The following is a 23,536-nucleotide window of genomic DNA, read 5'->3' on the forward strand; positions in this document are numbered from 1 at the left end:
GATAAGGATATAAAATGCCTCAAGCTCGAGTTATACAGGACAAGAAACCTGAGTTGCATGTGAAGGCAATAAATAAGGCGAAGATAAGAAATAATACACTGCAACACTGAATCGAACTTAATATTAACTGCAGTCAAAGAAATGCAGTGAAAGCGAGATTTTGAGATAAATCTATGAAAACCTAAAAAAGCATAAAAATCAAAAATGCATGTAAACGTATAAAAATAGAGTGACCTGCTAGGTATAGAAAGCCAGTAAAACATAAACGTAAAGGTCTACGGGGGGAAGAAAGTAATGCTGGAAGAAATTTCTAACCGGATAAGGGAGAATCTTGAGGTCAAAGACAGGATCAGGGAAGAAGGACTGAAGATCTCAAGAGAAATTGTAAGGGAATGCAGGACAGCAAGTTTTGCCCTGCATGGGGAAGACTTTGAGAAAGCAGGTAACAGTATAGAAGCTGCTGGAAAAGCTTTAAAAAAGCTTAAGGCCCGATTTGAGGGGCATGCTGACATTTACCATGCAGGATTTGTAGAACATGCGCAACAAGAATACTCGGAAGTTACAGTCCTCTATAGCCTGCTGAAAGACGAAGGAAAAACTCAGAATCTCCCTTCTCCTGATGAGCTGGGAGTTGAGTATGCTGCTTACCTTAACGGGCTTGGCGATGTGGTAGGCGAGCTCAGAAGGCACATTCTTGACCTTATAAGGGGAGAGTCCTTTGAGAAAGCCGAAGTGTTTTTAGGGATCATGGAAAATATCCATGCAGTCCTGATGGACTTTGACTATCCCGATGCAATTACAGGCGGGCTCAGAAGAAAGACTGATGTGTCCCGCTCCTTGATAGAAAAAACGAGAGGCGATGTGGTAAACTCAATTCAGCAGAAAAAACTTGAGCTTGCGATGAAAAGTCTGGAATCCAGATTGTAAAAGAAAATCCAGATGTAGATAATTAGAGAAGCTCGGATGTAAGATAATCATATAGAAATCAAATTTAAAACAATTAACAATTCTCTCCTTCAGTGCCCTGACAGAATTAGGCTAAGAAGGAGCTAAATAATTTCCACAATAACCACTAAAATCGTTTACTATTCAGTGAAGTTACATTACAGTTCAGCACTCAGCTACCTGAAACCCGTTATCCAGTGCATTTTGCTGGGCATCCAGACATCAACATATACATATAAACGATAAAACCCTAAGGGTCTGATAGATCCGAATTCCAGTAATCAGTACAAGAGGATATCCATGAGATTTGATCCAGAGAAAGTAAAAAAAGATGCAAAAGAAAACTTTGACCTTGCCTGGAACGAAGGCAAAAAGATGGTCAAAATACCTACCCTTAACGAGCGCTACCCGAGAACAAATCTGAGATATGGGAAGGCTCATCCTGTTTATGATACAATCCAGAGACTGAGAGAAGCCTATCTGCGTATGGGTTTTGAAGAAATGATGAACCCCCTTATAGTTGATGAAAAAGAGGTCCATAAGCAGTTCGGAAGCGAAGCCCTCGCAGTCCTTGACCGCTGTTTCTACCTTGCAGGCCTTCCCAGGCCCAATGTGGGCATTTCTGACGAACGCATTGCACAGATAACAGAAATCCTGGGCGACATAGGAGAAGAAGGCATAGACAAAATCAGGAAAGTCCTTCACGCTTACAAAAAAGGAAAAGTTGAAGGAGATGACCTGGTTCCTGAAATTTCGTCATCCCTTGGAGTTTCGGATGCTCTTGTAGCTGACATGATTGATAGGGTTTTTCCTGAGTTCAAAGAGCTTGTCCCTCAGGCAAGCACAAAAACTCTACGCAGTCACATGACTAGCGGCTGGTTCATTTCCCTTGGAGCCCTCCTTGAGAGAGAAGAGCCTCCTTTCAATTTCTTCTCAATAGACCGCTGTTTCAGGCGCGAGCAGCAAGAAGACGCTTCAAGACTTATGACCTATTATTCAGCTTCCTGCGTGATTATGGACGAGGATGTAACTGTTGACCATGGAAAAGCAGTTGCTGAGGGACTTCTTTCTCAGTTCGGGTTCGAAAAGTTCCTTTTCAGACCAGACGAGAAGCGCAGCAAATACTATGTGCCTGACACCCAGACCGAGGTCTTTGCTTTCCATCCGAAGCTGGTAGGATCCAATTCAAAGTACTCGGACGGCTGGATAGAAGTTGCAACTTTTGGCATCTACTCCCCAACCGCCCTTTCAGAATATGACATTTCTTATCCTGTAATGAACCTCGGGCTTGGGGTCGAGAGGCTTGCAATGATCCTGCACGATGCCCCCGACGTCCGCTCCCTGACTTACCCGCAGATCCCGCAGTATAGTGGATGGGAAATGCCGGACAGTGAACTTGCAAAGCAGGTTTTCGTAGACAGAATGCCTGAGACTCCAGAAGGACAGGAGATTGCATCTGCTGTGGTTGCCCAGTGCGAACTCTACGGAGAGGAGCCAAGCCCCTGCGAGTTCCCCGCATGGGAAGGAGAGGTTTGCGGGAAAAATGTCAAGGTTTCCGTAATCGAGCCAGAAGAGAATACAAAGCTCTGCGGACCCGCTGCTTTCAATGAAGTGGTTGCCTATCAAGGAGACATACTGGGAATACCGAACAATAAGAAATGGCAGAAAGCTTTTGAAAACCACTCTGCAAGGGCGGGCATCCGCTTCATAGAGGCTTTTGCAGCCCAGGCTGCCAGGGAAATTGAAGAAGCTGCAATGTCAGGAGCAGATGAGCATATTGTCAGAGTCAGGATTGTCAAAGTCCCCTCTGAGGTCAACCTTAAGATAGGTCCTACTGCCCAGAGGTACATCACAGGCAAAAATAAAAAGATAGATATCAGGGGCCCAATCTTCACCTCGGTAAAAGCTAAGTTTGAGTGAGTAAACAGTAAAATTTGAGTGAATAAACAGTAAAATTTGAGTGAATAAACAGTAAAAACAGAACCAAGAGGCAAAAATAGAAGTAAGCCGTAAAAACAGGAATGAGCTGTATGCAAAAAAAGGAGTGCCGCTTTTGAGGTATCCGAAACTTAAGAGATTGATGGAAACCGGAGAGCCTGTGTGTATAACCTTTGAGATAGAAGGGAGCACAGAAGAAGAACTCAGGGAAGCAGTGGCATTCCAGAAAGCAGTATCATTCAACGGAACAGCTCCCGAAGGGGAAGTAGTCCTGAAAGGAAGGAAAGAATTTCCCGAGAAATCAGGCTTCCTTTTTTGCGAACTTGTGCAAAAAGCCCGTATGGGAGAGAGGTTCCGGATTTCAGGGCAGAGCTGCTCTCCCGGAGACTATATCCTGAGGCTTTCTGAAAAGAGCCCTGCCGAATATTATCTCAGGTCCGGCAGGTACAGGAATACACAGGCTGCAGAAAAAGCAGCCCTATCCCTTCCAAGATTAAAGAGAAAATTTTACTCGATAGTTATTGAGCCTCTCTCCCTTAATAAGAATAGTTTTGATGTACTGATCCTTTTCCTTAAACCCGCAAGAGCCATGAGAATTGTCCAGGCAAACGCCTATTCAGTAGGAAAAAGGACGTTAATTGATACGATGGGTGCAGCTTCAATCTGTGGAGACTGTACCGTACTGGCTCTTGAAAACGGAATGGGTTTATCCTTCGGGTGTAAAGGGTCAAGAAAACACAGCGGATATAAAGATTTTGAGGTTCCTCTTGGGATTGCTTTTGAAAAAATAGACGAAATAGAGGAAGGGCTTTCAAAGCTCCCCGAAACAGAAAAATAAGATACAATGTACGGATATGCGCCTCTTAGCTTTTTTTTATGTTAGTTTGTTCTTATTTTATTTTTTATTGTGTTGACCTTTTCTTCTGTCACTTAGTTGAGGACATTTACTATACTTTCCAGCCCGATAGCCTCCAGTTGTTCAGGAGAAACTACTGCAACGGTTGCCAGAAGTAAGATCAAGACAAGAGCGTAGATAATGCTCTTCAGTAAAAAGGAACTCATTGAAGAGCTTTTTTTGCGTTTACTGTCATCAACTTCTTCTGCCAGCCCTTCATACCTGACTTTTACACTTGACCAGTCGGCATTTTTCCTGCCTGACTCACCTGAAGAGTCATCAGTCTCAGAATCTTTGCTTTTTCCGGAGAAAACGTATTTTGACCAGTCAACAGCTGGAGACTCTGAAGATGAAGTTGATTGACAGGTACTTAGAGGATCATTGCTGGATTTGAACGAAACATAAGATATCGTGGTCGTTCTGAAAGGAGATTTGGAACCCGACGGCATATCAGGCATTTCCGGAGCCTGAGAGTCCTGGGAAGGCCCCTGAATACTTGAATTATCAGAAGCGACAGATATTTCCGTTACCTTTTCCTCTGGAGGCAGAGACATATCATATGCCTTTCTTTTTTGAGGATCTTTGAGGGTTTCGTAAGCCTCTTTGATTTTTATGAATTTTTCGTGGGCATCAGGGGACTTGGCTCTGTCCGGATGATATTTTTTTGCAAAATAATGATACCTATCTTCGATTTCCTCAGAACTCGCACTTCTGGGAATGTCGAATAACTGATAATAGTCCACTGCTTTTCACCCTTTGAAACTATGTATTATTACTGAGCCTAATGTTGAGACATTCTATTGAACTGTTAATCTATTGAACTGTTAATCTATTGAACTGTTAATCTATTGAGCCGTTAATCTATTGAAAGTCTACTTATCAAAGTATTAGTCATTGAGGCCCTCGGGCCTTTCTATAGTAACGCTTCTCATAATTCCGGTTCCGAGGTCTTTAGCTGTAGCATGTATTATTCCGTTAGCATCAATATCGAAAGTAACCTCTATCCGTGGAATTCCTTTTGGAGCAGGTGGAATATTATCGAGAACAAGCGTTCCTAAAGTAACATTTTTAGATGCAACCCTTTCCTCCCCCTGAAGGATTTTGCCTCTTACGACCTTCTGGTTATCGTAATGTGTGGTAAAGGTTTTACTGTTTCTTGTGGGAATTGTCGTGTTCCTTGGAATTATCGGTGCCATGAGATCCCCTATGGTTTCAAACCCGAGAGTAAGGGAAGTTACATCAAGAAGTACAACGTTACCTGCGTCAAGTTCTTCCTTTGGAGATTTAAGGTAATCGTTTCCGAGAATGCCAGCCTGAACAGCAGCTCCCATTGCAACCACTTCATCAGGATTAATGTTCTGAAGAGCTTTTTTTCCCATAAACTCTTCTACAGCTCTCACGACAGCAGGTATCCTGGTAGATCCACCCACGAAAATGACTTCATCAATTTCTGCAGGGGGAAGCTTCCCGTCCTGCAGGGTTTTCTCCATAATTGAGATAGTTTTTTTAACAAGGTCTTCAGTCATTGCGTCGAACTGTTCTCTTGTTATATCGATGTCCAGGTTTTTGTTTTCAAAAACATAGGGCAGATTAACATTTGCGGTTGTGAGAGTCGACAGGTCAATCTTGCAGCGCTCTGCAGCCTCTCTAATGCGCTGCATTGCCTGAGGTATACCCGAGAGGTCTTTACCCTCAGCTTCCTGGAACCTGGCAAGTAAGTGTTCAACGATCCGTCTGTCGAAATCGTCACCACCAAGTTCGGTATCCCCGCTTGTAGCGAGCACTTCGAAGATCCCGCCTTTAATTTTAAGAATGGAGACATCAAAAGTCCCGCCTCCAAGGTCATAAACCAGAATTTTCCGGTTATCAATCCCATCCCTCAGACCATAAGCAAGCGCGGCTGCAGTAGGTTCGTTTATAACTCTGAGAACTTCGAGCCCTGCAAGTTCACCTGCTTTTTTTGTTGCAAAGCGTTGAGAATCGTTAAAGTAAGCAGGAACGGTTATTACCGCTTTTTCAACGGCATCCCCTAAATATTTCTCCGCATCGTGTTTTAGTTTTTGAAGGATCTTTGCGGAAACTCCGTGAGGAGTAAATTTCTCATTGTTCAGTGGTACCCTGTAATCGGGTTTCCCCATGTGTCTCTTGATGGAATGAACGGTATTCTCGGGGTTAGAAACCATCTGCCTTTTGGCAAGATCTCCTACGAGTAACTCATTCTTTTTTGAAAAACCCACAACTGAAGGCGTAGTCCTTTTTCCTTCGGAATTGGTAATGACCTTGGGCTCACCAAGTTCAATTATCGCCATACAAGAATTAGTGGTTCCCAGGTCGATTCCCAGTACTTTTCCTCTGATATTTGCCATTGGCGCACCCCCAAGATTTTTATAATGTTTCGAAGAGATATTAATTTTTCTATTGGAGTTGTGATATACACATGTCGAATTAAATAATTTAAATAAATTACAAAGATTGGACAAATAAATAGTATAATATTTACTCAGATATAAAACGTTCTTTTTAAATTTTATTCATAATGGAATAATTAGCATGACAAAGAATAGGTTAAAAATTTTCAGCTTGAGAAAATAACCATATCAAAATCTGGACTTATTTCAATGAAGATGAAACATAAAGATAAGCTGTAGAAATCACAAAAAGTAGAATAAGAGAAAGAAAAAAAATAGAGAAAGAAAAAAATCTTTTGCAGATATTTTGATTTCTTTATAACTGCAGAAAAAATGAACTAAACAGATTAAGTGTTTACGTTTAATACCATAACTTACCTCCAATATTGCAAATGGAAAACAAGGAAAAAATAAAACTTTAGATAAAATATTTTATAAATAAACGAAATAGTTTGTATAAAATCTTATAATTTAGATTATAATTTTTTCTATTAAGAGAATTTATTTCTCTTTTATCCTCTATTGTTATTTTGCCATTTTTACTCCCTGACTATTCCTGATAATTTCCAGATTATTTACTCAAGTTGTTCTGGAAACTTAAGTGCAGAAATATATACCAATTACCTAATTTTTATTACCTGATTACCTAATTTTTATCGGATCTCCTACCTGTTTAACTGTTCTTTTCCGTTAAAGAAATCCGATATAAAACGGGTTCATCCAGGCTGTTCTTTGATGGAATATAAACTCAAAAATCCACTTATTCCGGAGAAAGCTTCGGGATGAGTTTATATAGAAGTACAAACATGTAAAATGCGATTTTAATTCCAGAGCTATTCCAAACTCACATTAATGGAGGATTAAATCGTGGCAGGACAGCCAATATTCATTTTAAAAGAAGGAAGTAAGCGAACCAGAGGCAGGGATGCCCAGAGCAACAACATTATGGCTGCAAAGGCAGTAGCAGAAGCAGTCAGAACCACCCTTGGTCCCAAAGGTATGGACAAGATGCTCGTGGACTCAATGGGCGATGTGGTCATTACAAACGACGGGGCAACCATTCTCAAAGAGATGGACATTGAGCACCCTGCAGCAAAGATGGTGGTAGAAGTTTCCAAGACCCAGGATGATGAAGTGGGAGATGGAACTACCAGTGCAGCCGTAGTCGCAGGTGAGCTCTTAAAGAAGGCCGAGGACTTAATCGAACAGGAAGTTCATCCGACAATTATTGCATCCGGATACAGGCTGGCAGCTGAAAAAGCTGTTGAGGTCCTTAACTCCCTGGCAATGAATGTGGATATGTCCAACAGGAACCTGCTGGTCAGCATTGCCGAAACCGCCATGACCGGAAAAGGTGCAGAAGCCTCCAAGAGACTCCTTTCCGAGATTTCCGTGGACGCTGTTACAAGTGTTGTAGACACAAACGGCAAGATGACAGTCGACAAGGAAAATATTAGCGTTGTCAAGAAAGTAGGCGGCAGGACTGAGGATTCCGAGCTTATTCCGGGCATGATCATTGACAAGGAAAGAGTTCATACAAACATGCCTGAAAAGGTCAAAGATGCAAAGATCGCACTCCTGAATACCGCAATAGAGCTCAAAGACACCGAAGTGGACGCAGAAATTTCAATAACTTCTCCTGACCAGCTCCAGTCCTTCCTTGACCAGGAAGAACAGATGCTCAAGAAGATCGTCCAGAAGGTAATCAACAGCGGTGCAAACGTAGTTTTCTGCCAGAAGGGAGTTGAAGACCTTGCCCAGCACTACCTTGCAAAAGCAGGCATTTTCGCTGTCCGCAGAGTCAAGAAGAGTGACATGGAAAAACTCGCAAGAGCAACAGGCGGCAAGCTCATCACCAACCTCGACGAGATTACCCCCGAAGACCTCGGCTTTGCCAGGCTCGTTGAAGAGAAGAAGGTTGGCGGCGACAGCATGACATTTGTCACAGGCTGCGACAACCCGAAAGCTGTTACTATTTTGCTGCGCGGTGGCACAGAACATGTGGTTGACAGCATCGACAGCGCTCTTGAAGACGCCCTCCGTGTAGTAGGAGTTGCAATCGAAGACGAAAAGCTCGTTGCAGGTGGCGGCTCTCCAGAAGTTGAAGTTGCTCTCAGGCTCCAGGAATACGCAGCAACTCTTGAAGGCAGGGAACAGCTTGCAGTCAAAGCTTACGCTGAAGCTCTCGAAGTTATTCCAAGAACTCTTGCGGAAAACGCAGGTCTCGACCCGATCGACATGCTCATGGAGCTCCGCTCCCAGCACGAAAAAGGAATGAAGACCGCAGGACTTAATGTTTACGAAGGCAAGGTCGTTGACATGTGGGAGAACTTTGTAGTCGAACCCCTCAGAGTCAAGACACAGGTAATCAACGCAGCTACAGAGTCTGCAGTCATGATCCTCAGGATCGACGACATCATCGCTTCTACCCGTGCAGCTCCGAGCCCCGAAGAAATGGGTGGAATGCCACCAGGAATGGGTGGAATGCCGGGAATGGGTGGAATGCCACCAGGAATGATGTAATTCTCCAAAAGTAAAACCGAATACTGATTGAATCCAAAAAGGTGCAGTTTCCATACTGCTCCTTTTTAAAGTTCAATCAGAAAACATTCAAGCCTGAAAGCCTGTTTTCCGGACTCTCACCGGAAAATCCATGTGAATCTACTTTCTCTTTTTCTCTCAGGCTTCTTTTCAGGTTTTTCGAATAAATCAGAATTCTTTCAGGTTTTTGAATTACAGGCTATTTTTGCAGTCAGAACCTTATAAATGAATTTATAAACGGACTTATAAACAAATTTATAAAAAATCCGCAAGAGAATTCATAAAAGAATTAGTAAATGTGTTTTTGCAAATTAACTCGCTTTTCAACTTTTTTTAAGACAGTTGAGGATGTCTTCAGCTTCATACTTTGTTTTTATTATCCGCGTCCTGCCTCGCTTGCCCTTGCCTGTAAAGTCGGCGTCCACATAGTTAAGTGTCTGAAGCCTGTTGACCATGCCGTAAAAGCGAGTGTATCCGAGCTGTGTCAGTTCGTGGAATGATTTGTAGAGTTCTCCGGCCTTGACGTCATCTGCCCTTGCTATCAGTTCAAGCAGTTGTTTTTCAGAGTCCGAAAGGAGGCTTATGCCCCTGCACAGATGCAGAAGTTTGGAAGCTTCGTAGGCTTTTTCCGCATCCTCGGATAAAATCATGCGGCTTCCCCTACGCTCGGCGTTGAAACCCGAACGTCTCAGAAGGTCGATCCCAACCCTGAGATCTCCTGTCTTTTCCACGTAAGAGACGACAAGTCCCAGCACTTCGTCAGAGATTACTTTCGGGTAAAAACCGTACCTAACTCTGTCCTTAAGGATATCCAAGATCTCTGCCTCCCCATACCTTGGGAAGGATATTTCTTCAGGCAGAAAAACCGAGTTAACCCTTGAATCCAGGCAGTAAAGATCAGATGCATCATTTACGATCCCTATTACCCCGATTTTTGCTCCCGGGTATTGTTCATGAGCCCTCAGAAGAGAATACATCACTTCATTGGCGTGACCTTCACAGCACAGATAATTAAGATCGTCCAGTGCCACAATCAGAACTTTCTCCGAAGAAACCAGGAAATTTACAACAGTTTCAAAAAGTTTCCTGAAAGCAATCCCGGAATTAGGAGGGGAGATTCCAAAAAGCTGTCTGTAAATCCTGGACATTACCGCAAAACGTGTTGAATCGATCTGGCAGTTAACCTTCACAGTTACAATACCTGGAGCATGGGCTTCGATTTCTCTAAAGGTTTTCATAACTGCACTTGTTTTTCCTGTTCCCGGAGGCCCAACCAGCAAACAGTTTAAAGGACGCATACCGCGCAGAGCTGGTTTAAGTGCAAACCTGAGCGCATTTAACTGCGAGTCCCTGTGAGGAAAGTATTCCGGGAGATAATCCGGCTCAAGTACCGAAAGGTCCTTAAATAAGGTTTCGTCCCAGAGTAGTATATCGTTACCTGTCAAGGAAATATGCTCCTTTGTGATTGCTGTACTTTAATTTAGCATTTTTACTGCTGGATTCTCACCACTGAATTTCCTGTGATTGCCAGATACTGATTTTGAGTGCCGGTCTGTAAAGACATATCCGACTGATCTTGTCTAACTGATTATAAAGCAATCTAATTAGATATTGAATTCAGTGTAATTAAACATTTTAAGTTCCGCATTTTGAACACAGCTTTTAAAAGGTCAAATCTCAGATTTTAATATAAATAAGTTAAATTTTCGTAAATATATCTATTGCTCTGTTTAAATTTTTCATAAATATGTTTTATTACATCTTAGCTTTTTTGAATTTTTACGAATAATGAATTACTTCTAAACATGCATCCTGTAATTTTGGGAGACTGCCCATGAGACCGATAATTCAATAATATTGACAACCAACCCCGGATAAAGAAAGAAACTTATGATTTGTTCTGTTAACTTTATTTAAGTTTAATTTATAAAAAGGGTATTTATTGACTGAAGGCAAAACAAACAAAAGAAGAATTAAAATAGAAGCAACTAAAAAGTTAACAGAAAACACTAAAGAGTAAATAAATGCCATTAAAAATGGCCAAAAATATTTGAAGGACAGATTAAAGTATTACGAAATTGCTTGAAGAGCATTATAAGATTAATCGAAGAATAATTAGAGTAATTAAAACAGAGAGAAATTTCTGAGCACATATTTGAAGGTTAACTGCATATTTGAAGGTAACTGTATACTTGAAAAACAGACGCAATATGTTCGGTATTTATAGCGGATAGGGGGAAACATGGAAATCGAATCTAAATTTCTTGTACCTGAAGAGACAGATTTTAAAGCACTTGAAAATCTCTCCAAGATTGCTTCTTATACGATTTCTGAAGCCCATATCCAGCTAAATGAAGACACTTTTCTTGATACTGAAAATAAAGACATAATGGCTGCAGGATACTACCTGAGAGTGAGAAAATCTTCAGGGGAAAAAGGGAAATGGATCACCATCAAAAGTCTGGGAGGTTTTAAAGCAGGAACCCACAGGAGAGAAGAATACGTCAGTTTCCTGCCTGAAGGGCTTTCCGTACTCGAATGCCCCGACCTCCGGATTAGGAATATGATTTTTGAATTTACTTCAGGGCTTAACCTATCTCCGTTTATTACTCTCAAACAGAAAAGAATAATTCGCCAGTTAAAGCTTGAAGAAAAACCTATAGCTGACCTCTATCTGGACAGAGTAAACCTCAAAAGCGAGAGCAGGAAAAAAATATACAATGAATTTGAGGTTGAACTTAAAAGCGGAGGGACTGTTGATGACCTTGAGGCCATCCGAGCTTTCTTGTACAGTCATTATAGACTTGTAGAGAGTCCTTTTTCCAAATTTGAGAGAGCCTGTATTTTCAGGGAAAATCTCCCTGAAAAAACTCTTCTGGATCTGAGAGAAAGAGCTGTCTGTACACAGCTGGCGAACCACAAAAATATCTACGGGAAACAGGCTAAAATTCTGCTTTTACTTGACAGGGGCAGTAGTCCCGAAGAACTAAGCCTTCTACTCAAAACTCCAGCACCTGAGATCGAAGCCCTGCTTTCGCGGTTTGAAAAACAAAGGCTTTCTATTTTTCCTTTTACAAGATCTAAAGAAAAAACTCCTGAAAAAAATCTCATATTTTACTTCCAATCCGGAAGAGGGAATCCAGAAAAGAGCTGGACAGAAATTGGTTACGAAGAATGGTCTGCCGACACCCTCTTAAAATATTACGGGATTAGCAGAGAAAAGGCAGAAAATATAATGGCAGGATCTCTTGCTCTTTTTGACGGGCTTTCTGCTTATCACGGACTCGGAAAAAAAGAAAGAGAACTACTTGGACTTGCAGCTCTTCTGCAGAATATCGGGAGTACCGTATCCAGCAGAGAAGAAAAAACACTGATCAGCAGGGAGATTATCCTCACACATCCCCTTAAAGGCCTGAAACTTAATGAATTGAAGATGCTGGCTCTGATAACGGAACTTCAGGACTCTTCAAAAAGTGAGAAAAACTTTTGCCTTGCGCTTGAAGAGACGAATAATAATCTTTCTCCTGCTTTTCAGAACAAAGCTCTTACTCTTGTTGCTTTTCTCCGGATCGCAAGCATATTAGAAACCGGCAATCAAAGCTCTTTGCCCTGCAGGTTCAGGCAGCTTGACGGAGCCGTCGAAATAGAACTTACAGAACTTGATGCAGAAAAAATTGCAAAAAAAGCAGAAAAGAGAAGCGAACTTTGGGAATATCTCTTCAACACTGAGTTGCGATTCATTCAGGCCAGGGAATCTCTTGAATCCGGAGTCACAGATAAAACAAAGAGAGAAAAAGTAGAAGAAGATGAAGAAAAAGGAGAGGAAAAACTTCGGGAGAAAGTTGAGGACAGAATTGAAAAAAGGATAGAGAAGAAGAAAAGAAGAGAAACCCAGAAATTCACGGTCAGTCCGGAAGATTCCATGGCTTTTGTTGCGCACAGAATCTTTGCATATCAGTTCTCCCAGATGCTCGCCCATGAAAAAGGGACTCGAAAAGGAGAAGATATCGAAGAGTTGCACGATATGCGCGTCGCGGTCCGCAGAATGAGGGCAGCAGCAATAGTGTTTGGGGAATACCTTGAATCCGAAAAAGTGGAGCCTCACCTTAAAGGGCTCAGAAGAACTCTTGGTGCACTGGGCGGAGTCCGGGACCTGGATGTTTTCCGGGAGAAAGCAGAAGCTTACCTGAAAAACCTGCCACCAGGGCATGAGCATGACCTTGACCCTCTTTTTCTTACACTTGAAGAGGAAAGAGAAAAAGCCAGGGAAGACATGCTTGATTACCTGGACAGTGAAAAGTACAGCCGTTTTAAAAAAGATTTTTCGGAATTTCTGGACTTTCCGGAAACCTGGACTCTACCCACAAGTACGGAAAAACATGATTCTCTACCGCACAGGGTAAAGGATGTCCTTCCTTCTATCCTCTACGCCCGTTTAGCCGATATAAGCGCCTATTCCGAATGGTTAGAAGGACCCTATGTTTCTATTGAGAGGCTGCACAGGCTCAGGATTGCAGCCAAAGGGCTACGTTATACTCTGGAATTCTTTGAGAGTGTCCTTGGAAAAGAAGTTGAGGGTCTGATCAAGGATTTCAAAGTTTTGCAGGACCACCTTGGAGACCTTCATGACGCAGCAGTTGCAACTGAAATGCTGGGTGCTTATCTAAAGACAGGAGCCTGGGAACTTCCAGGAAGTGAAAAGGTATCAAATGAAAAAAAACAAGTAACCGAAAATCCTGAAGGAATTGAAGCTTACCTCGCCTATAGAGAAGCAGAGCTTTTAACATTACTTGACACTTTTCCGGAAGCCTGGGAAAAAGTCCAGACAGGCGAGTTTAGAAAGGAAATTGAAAGTGAGATCAGAAGCCTGTATGAGGTCCACTGACAGATTCTCAGTTATTTTTGAGAAGCAGTTTAAATTGAAAAAAATCCAGGTAACCCAATTTTTGAAAAGGCTTCACTTTGGAAGGAATTTTATTTCTGAAGAAACCTCAAGTTTTTAAGGAGTTTTAGTCCCGTGGGACTTCCTCAACTTCAATGTTTCCTTCAAAAACTAAAGGAGCTCCCACAGCCTGTTCTATAAGAACTTTGGACTGGAGAGAGTAACCGAAAATCTTCTTAAAGTATTTTTTTTGTTTCTCAACTTCCCAGATTTCGAGCTGACACTCCTTCTGAGCGTGCATTTCAAGCACAAGACTTTCAGTAGAGGCGATATAGAAACGAACATGAGATATAATACCGGTATGGGTACGGTCAAGCCCTTCAGCAATGCGGAGCAGGGCACTGAGCACCCGGATACTTTTTACAGCTTCTTTACTTAGTCCCTCAAGGTTGGGGTGTTTCTTTTTAGGGGTAATCTTCCTGTGGAAATAAGCAAGGTTCGCAATAATCTCTATTTCTTCAGGCTGAAAACCAGGGAGGCTGCTTTCTCTTATAAGATGGTAAGCATGTGCTTGATGGGTATCATATGAGAGGAATGTCCCTATGTCGTGCAGGGTTGCGCCGTACTCAAGAAGCTCTCTCTCGTTCTCCCTGAATTCATAGATGCCAAGAGCCTGAATGCTGTCAAAGAGCTCAAGGGCAAGCCTTGTAACGATATGGGCATGTTCCTCGTCAAAGTTACAGGCAAGGCCAAGCTGCATAATGCTGCGCTTTCTTACCGACATCTGCGTGACCATGTAGGAGAACTCGCTCTTTGAAATATAATCCACAAGCAGCCCTTCCCTGAGCCCCCGTTTGCTGACAGTAATCTCTGAAAGTCCGAGCTCCTCCATAAGAGTCTCTATGATCGCAGCCCCTGCAAGGATTATATCTGCCCTCTGGGAATTTATCCCTGGGAATTTGCGCCTTTCTTCAAGCGGAATGGCACACATTGCCCTGACTATCTCCTTCAGATCTTCGTACTCAAGTTTCTCAAAACTTTCATGGGCTGTCTTATGAAGGTAAACAAAAGCGATTTTTGCAAGATTTTCGATAGTCCCCGAACTTCCAATTGCGCAGCCTACCGTGTACCTGGAAAGCTCTTTAATTATATCCGCACTCTTGCGCCTGATGTATGCTTTGATCTGCTCATAACGTTCGTCGGAAACCGGACCTGCTTCATCCGGAAGGAACATGTTTGTCAGGCGAATTGACCCGAGGTTAAGGGAGTGAAGGAAATAGCACTGGTTCTGGTCACCTACTGACACTTCAGTACTTCCTCCACCTATGTCGATAAAAAGGGCTTTTGAGTATCCGAGCCTGAGCCCGCTTGAGACTCCGAGATAGATCAGGCGAGCTTCTTCTGAACCTGAAATCGTGCAAACCTCAAGGTTTGCTTCCTTTTTAATCATTTCAAGAAGCTGGACTTTATTGCTTGCATCCCGTGTTGCAGAAGTTGCCACAGCTATGATGTCTTCTGCCCTGTAAGCCCTTGCAAGCTCCATAAACTTTTTACAGACAACAGTTGCCCGCTCCATAGCTTTTGGCTGCAGAATTCTGTCTATAAACTCCTTTTCTCCAAGCCGCACCGTTTCCTTCTGCTTGGTCAGGGGCTGGTAAGACCCGTTAGGATTGATCCTGACCAGAAGAAGCCGGACCGAGTTGGTCCCTATATCAATAAACGCAACAACCCTGCCTTCGGAAATTTTCTCGGGTTCCATTCATGACCACCTGAAAGCCCTGCCTTTCGTTTTTCTCGAAGGATTCGAGAGCTTCATAAGCTTCACAATATCCGTTCACATTTTTATTCTATTTGAGATTTGTTTTTCGGTCTCTTATTTTAATGATTTGTATCTTTCTATATATGTAAAATTGTAAGTTCAAAAACCCTGCCCATATGAAACTCTGAAAAGTTGTATAAAAACTTCCGGTGGAAAAAGAAATAAGAAAAATAGGTAAAAAAGAGGAAAAATGAAAGAGAAAATAAAGAAAATAAGAGAATAAGTATTTGATAAAAGGAAGGAAAAAGGAAAGAAAAAAGAAAAAAGAAAAGTTTAGATTTTTCCCTTCAGCTTTCTTCTGTCTTAATATCCCAGTTACCTCTGTTCTCAAGCATCCAGAACTGAGAATCCAGTTCTTCTTCTTCGGGTTGCGGGTAAATCCTTTCAGTCCTGCCGTTGGGAAGCAGGAGACGGGCTTTTATGTTATCCTTCAGGTGGGTGCCGAGAATGACATCGCGTACAACAGGAATATAATCCGAAGACACGGGAAAGAGGACTTCGACCCTGTTGTCAAGGTTGCGGGGCATAAGGTCGGCGCTTCCCATAAAGATTTCTTCTTTTCCGCCGTTCCTGAAGTAATATACTCTTGAGTGCTCAAGAAAACGCCCGACTATCGAAATTGCTCTGATGTTTTCGCTCAACCCGTAAATACCGGGCCTCAGGCAGCAGATACCTCTTACAATAAGATCTATCTTTACCCCGACTCGTGAAGCCCGGTAGAGCTCACGGATGCACTGATAGTCAACAAGGGAATTCATCTTGAAGATCAGGTGTCCATTTCCGAATTTTTCATGTACGTCAATCTCGCGCCTGATGCGTTCAAGAATTTGATGTCTCATAGTCTGGGGAGCTGCAAGGAGTTTTATGTAATGATCTTTCCTTGAGTAGCCTGTAAGGGCATTGAAAAGGTCAGAGATATCCTTGCCTATGAAAGGGTCGCTTGTCAGATAGCCGAAGTCGGTATAGATTTTGCCTGTAACAGCATTATAGTTTCCAGTACTCATATGCACATAATACCTGATGCCGCCTTCTTTTTCAGCTCTAACGATCAGGCACATCTTGGCATGGGTTTTGCGCCCTGGAAAGCCATAGGCTACATGAACCCCTTTGCGCTCAAGTTCTTTTGCCCAGCCAATGTTGTTCTCCTCGTCAAAACGGGCTTTAAGCTCAACAAGGACTGCAACCTGCTTGTTCCGATCCGCGGCTTTCATGAGAGCCTGGATAATCCTGGAGTTGTCATCCACCCTGTACAGCGTCATTTTGATCGCCAGAACATCAGGGTCATCAGCGGATTCTTCCACCAGATCGGTTACCGATTCAAAACTGTCATAAGGATGATAAAGAAGGATATCTTTCTTTTTTAAGGCTGAAAAAATGTTTTCTTTATCAGCCATACGAGAATGCTTTTTCTGCTCGAAGGGTTCGTATTTAAGTTCAGGGCGGTTAATTTGAGCAAGCTTCATAAGGCTTGAGAGGCCCAGAGGCGCAGCTGACCTGAACATCAGAGGAGGAGTCAATTCCAGGTTCTTAAGGAGTATCTCAGAAACCCTCTCGGGCATGGTATGATCGGTTTCAAGCCTGACAGCAGGTCCGAAGTAATTTCTCCCTACTCTCTGCTTTACAGCAGTCAGGAGGTCTTTGTCCCCATCTTCATCAAACCCGAGGTCTGCGTCTCGCGTGATCCTGAAAGGATAAGCTCCCAGAATGCGCTGCCCCGGGAAGAGTAGATCGAGGTTTGCAGCAATCAACTGTTCAAGCCATACAAAGCGTCCTGTTTTTAGTTCGTCAAAACTGGAAGTTATTTTTTCCTGACCTTCCTCAGGCACAACAATCAGCCTTGAGAACATAGGAGGGATTTTAACCCTGGCAAAACGTTCGCCATAGTCCAGATCATCAATAAGTACTGCAAGGTTGAGACTGAGATTTGAGATATGCGGGAAAGGATGACCGGAGTCGAAACCAAGAGGAGTAAGTAGCGGAAAAATATTTCTTTCGAAATAGTCTCTGAGTTTTTCTCTATCCTCTCCGGAAAGTTCGAAGTAGTTGAGAACTTTAATTCCATTTTCCCTGAGAGCAGGTTCAAGTACTTCGTTCCAGCAGTTATCATTAATAGGAAGCTGTCTTAGAAGTTCTTCCCGGATGACTTGCAGCTGTTCCTGAGCCAGTTCATCAACACGATCTTCCTTTGTCCCTTCTGTAATACGTTTCTGAACTCCAGAGACCCTGACCATGAAAAACTCGTCAAGATTGCTCCCGAAAATAGAAAGAAATTTTACTCTCTCAAGCAAAGGATTTCGTGCATCCAGAGCTTCTTCGAGTACTCTGTCATTGAACTGGAGCCAGCTGTATTCCCTGTCTGCATAAAAGCACGGGTCACTCAGGTCAGGCATGCCTGATACTTCAACCCGGACTCCCTCAACACTATCCGTAACTAGCCTATCAAAATCTGCACACTGAATTGGGAAGTTCCGCTCCATTCCTATCACGCGTGACCTGGATTCTTTATCTCTTCAGATCCATTCTTAAAAATATCAGAAGATCTGAGTATAAGATCTTTGCCTGTTTTATTTTTTGACATAATTACCGTATGTTCATCGAGTATAATTATCAGGGTTGAAAAGAAGATAGCCCGCGATCAGACGACAGCCAGAACAGCCAGCTTTCGGAAAAAATATTTCCTGAACTGAATATCAACCCTTCCAATACCGTTTAGCTAGCTGAGGTTTTCGGTTTCCTGTCCAAGGTAAAGCACATCTTCTTATAAAGTGATCGGAGAAGCATTGACACTAAGCCATATATAGACTTTTGGATTAACAGAAATGTAAAGACTGTCCGAAATCCTAGCAAACTCACTACTATTTATTAATATATAGTACTAAAGATTTATAATATTATCTCTTAGAAAGCAGAAAAAAATAAACAAAAAAAAGAATAAAGTGTATTTACAAAAAAGAAAATAACAAGATATTATCAGAAAGAAACCACCAAAAATAGACAGAAAATACCATACATGCAGAAAGTGTCTATGTGTAAGAGATTAGGAAGTTTTAAAAGAAATTTTGAAATTTTCCTGATAGTAAGCTTTTTTATATAATTTAAAAAGCTTAAATTTCCTGTAAGTTTTGATCCATAACTTACTAATTCGTCTGTTCCTTTAATCAATATTTGATCACTCAATCAATGTTTCAGCACTCAATCAATGTTTCAGCACTCAATCAATGTTTCAGCACTCAATCAGTGTTTCAGCACTCAAACTTATACTTTAGCGCCGGTTTTCCTTTAGTTTTTAAATTTATCCTTTAAATGAGCATAAAATTCCTGCTCTTTTCCCGTGGTCTTCCTCAATAATCTTTCCACAATCAGTTCAGGAGTGCTTCTTGCCACGCGATTGTATACCGGATTTCGGTTTACTATCAGTTCAAGGCTGGAGTCCAGTCCCTCGGCTTCAATTCCATCCACTCTGATCTCTGTCCAGGTGTTCTCGAGGATCAGCTCCGAAAGATGGGAGACGAAAACTCCGAGGCTCTCTTCGCTCCGGGCGAGATATTCAAGAATTCCTGCTATAATCCGGGCTGATGCTCCGGGTTCGGTAATCGATTCAAGCTCATCGGCAAGCACAAGTTTTCCGGAAGTTTCGGAAAGCACGGAAAACTGTTTGAGAGTGGTCTCAAAGGCTCCTGCATCAAGAGTTCCTTTTGATTTTCCGAAGTAATAGAATTCTTCTACAGGCCCGAGTTCAAGTTTTCTTGCAGGAACCGGAAAGCCCATATGTCCGAGAACCACACACTGGGCAAGCAGTTCGAGCAGGGAAGTTTTCCCACCGGAGTTTACCCCGCTCAAAAGTACAACCCTGTTTTCCAGACCTTCAGGAGATAAGCTCGTTTTTCCGACGGAATAACTTACAGGGTCAATTTCTCCATACCTGGCTTTCAAAAAAAGATTTTCTCCGGCTTCAAAGCCAATTCCGGCTTCAGAAATAATTGCCGGCATGTTCAGCTGGAACTGTGCGGCAAAGCAGGCTATGGAAAAACCCAGGTCAAAGTCAAGGACCTCCCTGACAAGCCTTTCTACACGCTGGTGGAAGGTTGAGAGAATTTTTGCAAGTTCCCTTTTGCGGGAAAGCCTTGATTTCTCAAGGGACATATTCAGTTTTTGTCTGAGAAGCTGCAGCTGAGCCTGTTCTGTTTTGAGGGGATAGGAAATTTCATCGGAAAAGAGGGAATCAAGCATCAGCTTTTCCTGTTTCTGGAAGTTGAGCTTCTCTGAGAGTTCCTCTTTTACGGCTTCGATCTCACCCGTATAGACTCTCTGAAGTTCTTTTGCGAGCAGATCTTTGATTTCCATTCCCCCGCTTACAAGCTTGATGAGTTCCTGCCCGCTCAGGGTAAGAGAACTGGCTTCGAGTGTCCGGTTCATGCGCTGGTTTGCTTCATTTAAGGTAGAGGTCAGTACAGGGTCAAGGTTTTTCAAAGCAGTTTCAAGCCTGTCAAGTTCGGAGTCAAGTCCTTCAATGGGTTTTCCGTCCTCTCCCACCTTTAGAAGGGCTGTTTTAAGATTTTCAAGCTCAACGCCTGAAAGTTCTTCAAAGAAACCGAAACCTCCGGCCCGCAGAGCTGATGCTATGTTCAGGCAGGCAAGGATGCAGTCCAGATTTTTTGCAAAAAAAGCCAGCTCTACTTCAGGCAGGATCTGCCAGAACTCAGCTTTTAAGGGATCCTGGAAAAGTTCAGGCTCAATCCCTTCAGGAAGGTCAAAACTGAGATAGGTATCATCAAAAACAATAACATTTGAGTATCCTCTTGCAAGATCTACGAACTCGGAAAAGTCCTCCACTGCCTGAACAGATAGAAACTCCTGGAACCTTTCCCTGGCCGCATCCAGAGTTTTCCGATCCCCCGAAATAATTATCCTGTCTCTTACTCTCAGGTTTCCAGGTACAGGCCTGAGTTTTTTAACCCTTGAAAGAAGATTGAGAAACTCTGTATCCGCAGAGAAAGTGTCTGCTAGTTCCAGATACTCTGCCACAAAAGCCCGCCTCTCTTCAATAAGGTCCATGCGGGACGCTGGGAATGGATAAAAAAGGTCCAGCTTGTCCCTGGCATGTGAAGTGTGAGCAAAGGTTTTTATCAGCTCAAGCAGGCGGGAGTACAGATCAAGGGCTTCTTTTGTCTTCAGGAAGTCGGAAATCGCACATCCTTCAGCCCGAGCCCTGACGTCTCTGGCAAGGGAAAGGGCAAATGTGTGGCTGACCCCGTTGACCTCAGAAAGCGAAGCTATATCCCCTTCAAGGATTGCCTGGAGAGCTGCGTCCTCGCTCCCGAAGTGCTCGACAAGCCTGCCGGCTACTCGCTCACCTATTCCATGAAGTTCCCGTAAACCTGAAATATTTCGCCCTGACATCATTCGAATAACAATTTGAAATTATTTAAATAATATAGCTAAGAGAATTAAAATAAAGGTTTAAATATAAAAGCTTTGGCAAACAAATTAAAGTTAGTGCAGCTTACTACTTCACTGTATGTTGACCAAGAATACCATTATAGTTTTTTATATTCTCATAGCAACAGGTCTCCAGATTTAGAAATTTTTTGAACAATATCAGCCACAATCTCTCGCTCTTCAACCTGTAACTTATAATATTTCTGAACATCCTTTGTTTCTATGATTTCAACCGCTTTTACCAGAGATTTTAGAAGTTCTGGACAGATACCACCCTTAATTTCCATAATTTCATCAATAACTATTTTGAGGACTTCGAATTCTCCAGAATCAATCGCTGTTTTGAAAAAGTTCATCATCGAAGCTTCAAATGTTTCTTTTTTAAGTCTAGACTTCAAGTCAAAAACGATGTTTATATGTTTTTTCCCACTCCCAAGGTTCTTAATTATTAATTCTTTGAAAATAATTTTCCAACAAAGGTTAATAAATTCCTCAATTAAGTAAGGTTCTTGATCAACTATTTTGCTCTTTACTAATTCAATTTCAGTGATGGCCTCGACAACTTTATCAAGAGACAAATAAGCTTCAACCAATTTGAGGGTATTTACAATTTCAAGTGATTCATTACTTGTTATTTTTTTGATTTCTTTTTGTTCTTCCGAAGTATACCAGAGTTTCAAGAAATCTAGAAATACGGAAATTCTATTTCTTCCAAGAGGCTGCCGCATATCCCTCCAGAGACGGAAAAGTCTCTCACGCACTTCATAGAAAGTTTCTCTTCCCGCAGGTCTTGAAAGAACATAGCCGTCCTTTTCCAGTCTTCGAAGTTGTGTTATGACAGTTGAAGCATCAATTCTTGACTTTTCAGCGATTTGCTTTGGAGTCATAGGAGATTCAGAAGATATAATCGTATCAAATATTAGCCTCTTCTGACCTGTTAGAAGCTGAAATATTTCTCGATAATAAGGAGTGTGTTCGTCCAGTATTTTGAAAAACACTTTTTCTAGATCTTCAAAATTATCTCTAGCAATCAGTTCATAGAAAAAGATTACAAGTCTTGGACTGCCGCCGGTGAGGTGTGTCATCCCTTCTGTTCTGGATTCATATTTCTCGAAGTTCTCCAGAAATTCTTTGTTACCTTCGGCTCGAGTTGCCGGAATACTTCATGCAAATTCTCAACAAAAATTAGGTATATCTTGTTTTCTTTTTTGACAATTTCCTTAAGCCTGTCAAGAGAAGCATCAAGAATCTCATCTTCATTGCTGAGAGACAAAATACCTGAAGTGTCTTCGTTTCGCTCTTGTAGAATTCTCAAGAAGAAATCAGAAGCTCTGTAAATTGAATATTCTTCTGCAAACTTAATCGGGATATAAAAAAGAGAATTTGAAGAAATTGAATCAACTAAATCTAGTAAAAAATACTGAGTAAAATCAAGAAAGAATTAGCGCAAGTTCTTTTTCAAGATAAGGACGCATGGAAGCCGTATATCCGTGCGTTTCTTCAGTAGTATTGTACATTGCCTTTGGCTCTTCTGCAATGGCAAAGGTCCTGAGTGCAAGTTCATGAGAGATAATCGTATCGTTAAAAGAATGGATCATAACAAATTTTGAAGGCGGCAGGGCATTAAGATAAGTGTCCGGGTCAATTGAAAGGTAGAACCGATAAGCTTCGGAATCTGTCACGCTCGCAGGGTCGATCTCTTCAGTGCCATACCCCGAGGTACTTATCCCTATTACCCCTTTAAGGGAAGGATCAAGGGCACAGGCGATAATCGCGAACTTGCCTCCGTTGCTTTCCCCCAGAACTGCAAGCCTTTCCGGGTCGATTTCCGGCTGGGAAGCAAGCACATCTGCGGCTTTAAGGACGTCATACACCATAAGGTATTCAACGGGTTCAAGGTCCGCTCTGAAGAGTTCAAGATCCCTTTCAACGTTTATTGAGCCCTGATTGCGCTGGTCAAGGGTAAGGGTTGCATACCCCATTTTAGAGAGCTCTACAGCCAGTCCCTGTTCTCCTTCTTTACTAACACCTGCTCCAGGAAGTAAAATTACTCCGGGAGAGGAAGAGGAAGCGTTTGCAGGAACTCTCAGCAGAGCCTGGACTTTATCGCCTCTGCTCTCAAAAGATATTAGTTTCAGAGTATCCGGGTTTTCAGGAGAATAAAGATCTTCAATTTTTTGAATTGTAAATACAGATCCTTCTCTCTCTGAAAAGGATAAAATTCCTGCTTCCGAAACTTTCCAGGTAAGAGTTTCCGTTAGGGAATTGGAAGGATTATACAGGATCCCGAAGATACCTACCAGTATAAAAAGAAAACCCAGGACAAAAACTGCAGGTTTTGGAGTTCTGGTTCCTGAAGAAGATCTCTTCATATTACTAACTCTTTTTTCCAGAACTATGCCTGCTCAAGGGAACCCTGCCAGAAAAATGCAATTACGGCCAGAAGCCGTTTACAGCACTTAAGAATAATACTGCTATGCCTACAAGGGCGCCTACTATCAGCACTATTTTGGGCTGAATATGAATTGCGTTTTTGTCAGCTTCGTAATAGCGCATGAGCCCTGCTGAGGACTGAAGTCCGGAACCTGATTTTTTAGCCATGAGTGAAACACCTTTAAGAATGTATATGATATTGATTAATTGATTAAATTATGTTTTTGCTTGAAAGT

15 protein-coding genes are annotated in these 23,536 nt (G+C 42.2%); 5 read left to right on the forward strand and 10 right to left on the reverse strand.

Annotation, left to right across the window (positions count from 1 at the left end; translation table 11 throughout):
* The first annotated feature begins 294 nt into the window (after positions 1-294).
* The 3 genes from MSHOH_RS21460 to MSHOH_RS21470 all read left to right on the forward strand — a co-directional run bounded on the left by MSHOH_RS21460 (position 295) and on the right by MSHOH_RS21470 (position 3,721).
* A complete protein-coding gene (locus MSHOH_RS21460; RefSeq protein WP_048142801.1) occupies positions 295-927 on the forward strand; it encodes a translin family protein in 633 nt (210 codons plus the stop codon).
* Between the two features lie 318 nt (positions 928-1,245).
* The gene (gene sepS / locus MSHOH_RS21465; RefSeq protein WP_048142803.1) at positions 1,246-2,865 is read left to right on the forward strand and encodes an O-phosphoserine--tRNA ligase; all 1,620 of its coding nucleotides are present in this window, start codon (positions 1,246-1,248) and stop codon (positions 2,863-2,865) included.
* A 124-nt stretch (positions 2,866-2,989) separates the two neighbouring features.
* Positions 2,990-3,721 carry a DUF169 domain-containing protein gene (locus MSHOH_RS21470; RefSeq protein WP_239451103.1) on the forward strand — a complete coding sequence of 244 codons (732 nt, stop codon included), beginning with the start codon at positions 2,990-2,992 and terminating at the stop codon, positions 3,719-3,721.
* A gap of 92 nt (positions 3,722-3,813) precedes the next feature.
* Here MSHOH_RS21470 and MSHOH_RS21475 read toward each other — a convergent pair whose 3' ends face one another.
* Both MSHOH_RS21475 and dnaK read right to left on the reverse strand, forming a co-directional pair.
* Positions 3,814-4,521 (reverse strand): DnaJ domain-containing protein, encoded by a 708-nt coding sequence (locus MSHOH_RS21475; protein ID WP_048142809.1) that lies wholly within the window; start codon positions 4,519-4,521, stop codon positions 3,814-3,816.
* 144 nt (positions 4,522-4,665) lie between these two features.
* The gene (dnaK, locus tag MSHOH_RS21480) at positions 4,666-6,144 is read right to left on the reverse strand and encodes a molecular chaperone DnaK (RefSeq protein ID WP_048143770.1); all 1,479 of its coding nucleotides are present in this window, start codon (positions 6,142-6,144) and stop codon (positions 4,666-4,668) included.
* A 909-nt stretch (positions 6,145-7,053) separates the two neighbouring features.
* On the opposite strand from dnaK, the gene thsA reads away from it, so the two are divergent.
* Positions 7,054-8,709: a thermosome subunit alpha gene (thsA, locus tag MSHOH_RS21485; protein WP_048142811.1), complete on the forward strand. Its 1,656-nt coding sequence runs from the start codon at positions 7,054-7,056 to the stop codon at positions 8,707-8,709.
* 341 nt (positions 8,710-9,050) lie between these two features.
* Here the strand turns inward: thsA and MSHOH_RS21490 are convergent, their stop codons facing one another.
* A complete protein-coding gene (locus MSHOH_RS21490; RefSeq protein WP_048142813.1) occupies positions 9,051-10,172 on the reverse strand; it encodes an ORC1-type DNA replication protein in 1,122 nt (373 codons plus the stop codon).
* Positions 10,173-10,969: 797 nt separating this feature from the next.
* On the opposite strand from MSHOH_RS21490, the gene MSHOH_RS21495 reads away from it, so the two are divergent.
* Positions 10,970-13,612, forward strand: coding sequence for a CYTH and CHAD domain-containing protein (locus MSHOH_RS21495; RefSeq protein ID WP_048142815.1), 2,643 nt, complete (start codon positions 10,970-10,972; stop codon positions 13,610-13,612).
* Positions 13,613-13,736: 124 nt separating this feature from the next.
* Here the strand turns inward: MSHOH_RS21495 and MSHOH_RS21500 are convergent, their stop codons facing one another.
* The 7 genes from MSHOH_RS21500 to MSHOH_RS21530 all read right to left on the reverse strand — a co-directional run bounded on the left by MSHOH_RS21500 (position 13,737) and on the right by MSHOH_RS21530 (position 23,468).
* Positions 13,737-15,368, reverse strand: coding sequence for a Ppx/GppA phosphatase family protein (locus MSHOH_RS21500; protein ID WP_048142817.1), 1,632 nt, complete (start codon positions 15,366-15,368; stop codon positions 13,737-13,739).
* Between the two features lie 347 nt (positions 15,369-15,715).
* Positions 15,716-17,905: a polyphosphate kinase 1 gene (gene ppk1, locus MSHOH_RS21505; RefSeq protein ID WP_052730990.1), complete on the reverse strand. Its 2,190-nt coding sequence runs from the start codon at positions 17,903-17,905 to the stop codon at positions 15,716-15,718.
* An 802-nt stretch (positions 17,906-18,707) separates the two neighbouring features.
* Entirely contained in the window at positions 18,708-20,831 is a 2,124-nt protein-coding gene (locus MSHOH_RS21510; protein ID WP_048142820.1) for a MutS-related protein, read from the reverse strand.
* A gap of 152 nt (positions 20,832-20,983) precedes the next feature.
* Positions 20,984-21,952, reverse strand: coding sequence for a MarR family winged helix-turn-helix transcriptional regulator (locus tag MSHOH_RS21515; RefSeq protein WP_048142822.1), 969 nt, complete (start codon positions 21,950-21,952; stop codon positions 20,984-20,986).
* Positions 21,949-22,182: a hypothetical protein gene (locus tag MSHOH_RS21520; protein WP_158024253.1), complete on the reverse strand. Its 234-nt coding sequence runs from the start codon at positions 22,180-22,182 to the stop codon at positions 21,949-21,951. The genes MSHOH_RS21515 and MSHOH_RS21520 overlap by 4 nt, the downstream gene beginning before the upstream one ends.
* 115 nt (positions 22,183-22,297) lie before the next feature.
* Positions 22,298-23,239 carry an alpha/beta hydrolase gene (locus MSHOH_RS21525; protein WP_048142826.1) on the reverse strand — a complete coding sequence of 314 codons (942 nt, stop codon included), beginning with the start codon at positions 23,237-23,239 and terminating at the stop codon, positions 22,298-22,300.
* Positions 23,240-23,300: 61 nt separating this feature from the next.
* Positions 23,301-23,468, reverse strand: coding sequence for a preprotein translocase subunit Sec61beta (locus MSHOH_RS21530; RefSeq protein ID WP_048142827.1), 168 nt, complete (start codon positions 23,466-23,468; stop codon positions 23,301-23,303).
* Positions 23,469-23,536: the final 68 nt, after the last annotated feature.

This window comes from Methanosarcina horonobensis HB-1 = JCM 15518 (genome assembly GCF_000970285.1).
Taxonomy (GTDB): domain Archaea; phylum Halobacteriota; class Methanosarcinia; order Methanosarcinales; family Methanosarcinaceae; genus Methanosarcina; species Methanosarcina horonobensis.

Coding starts and splice junctions, on each gene's coding strand:
- ppk1 (WP_052730990.1), bottom strand. CDS start 17,905: ATGGAGCGGAACTTCCCAATTCAGTGTGCAGATTTTGATAGGCTAGTT.
- MSHOH_RS21515 (WP_048142822.1), bottom strand. CDS start 21,952: ATGACACACCTCACCGGCGGCAGTCCAAGACTTGTAATCTTTTTCTAT.
- MSHOH_RS21510 (WP_048142820.1), bottom strand. CDS start 20,831: ATGATGTCAGGGCGAAATATTTCAGGTTTACGGGAACTTCATGGAATA.
- MSHOH_RS21495 (WP_048142815.1), top strand. CDS start 10,970: ATGGAAATCGAATCTAAATTTCTTGTACCTGAAGAGACAGATTTTAAA.
- MSHOH_RS21525 (WP_048142826.1), bottom strand. CDS start 23,239: ATGAAGAGATCTTCTTCAGGAACCAGAACTCCAAAACCTGCAGTTTTT.
- MSHOH_RS21530 (WP_048142827.1), bottom strand. CDS start 23,468: ATGGCTAAAAAATCAGGTTCCGGACTTCAGTCCTCAGCAGGGCTCATG.
- sepS (WP_048142803.1), top strand. CDS start 1,246: ATGAGATTTGATCCAGAGAAAGTAAAAAAAGATGCAAAAGAAAACTTT.
- dnaK (WP_048143770.1), bottom strand. CDS start 6,144: ATGGCAAATATCAGAGGAAAAGTACTGGGAATCGACCTGGGAACCACT.
- MSHOH_RS21500 (WP_048142817.1), bottom strand. CDS start 15,368: ATGGAACCCGAGAAAATTTCCGAAGGCAGGGTTGTTGCGTTTATTGAT.
- MSHOH_RS21460 (WP_048142801.1), top strand. CDS start 295: ATGCTGGAAGAAATTTCTAACCGGATAAGGGAGAATCTTGAGGTCAAA.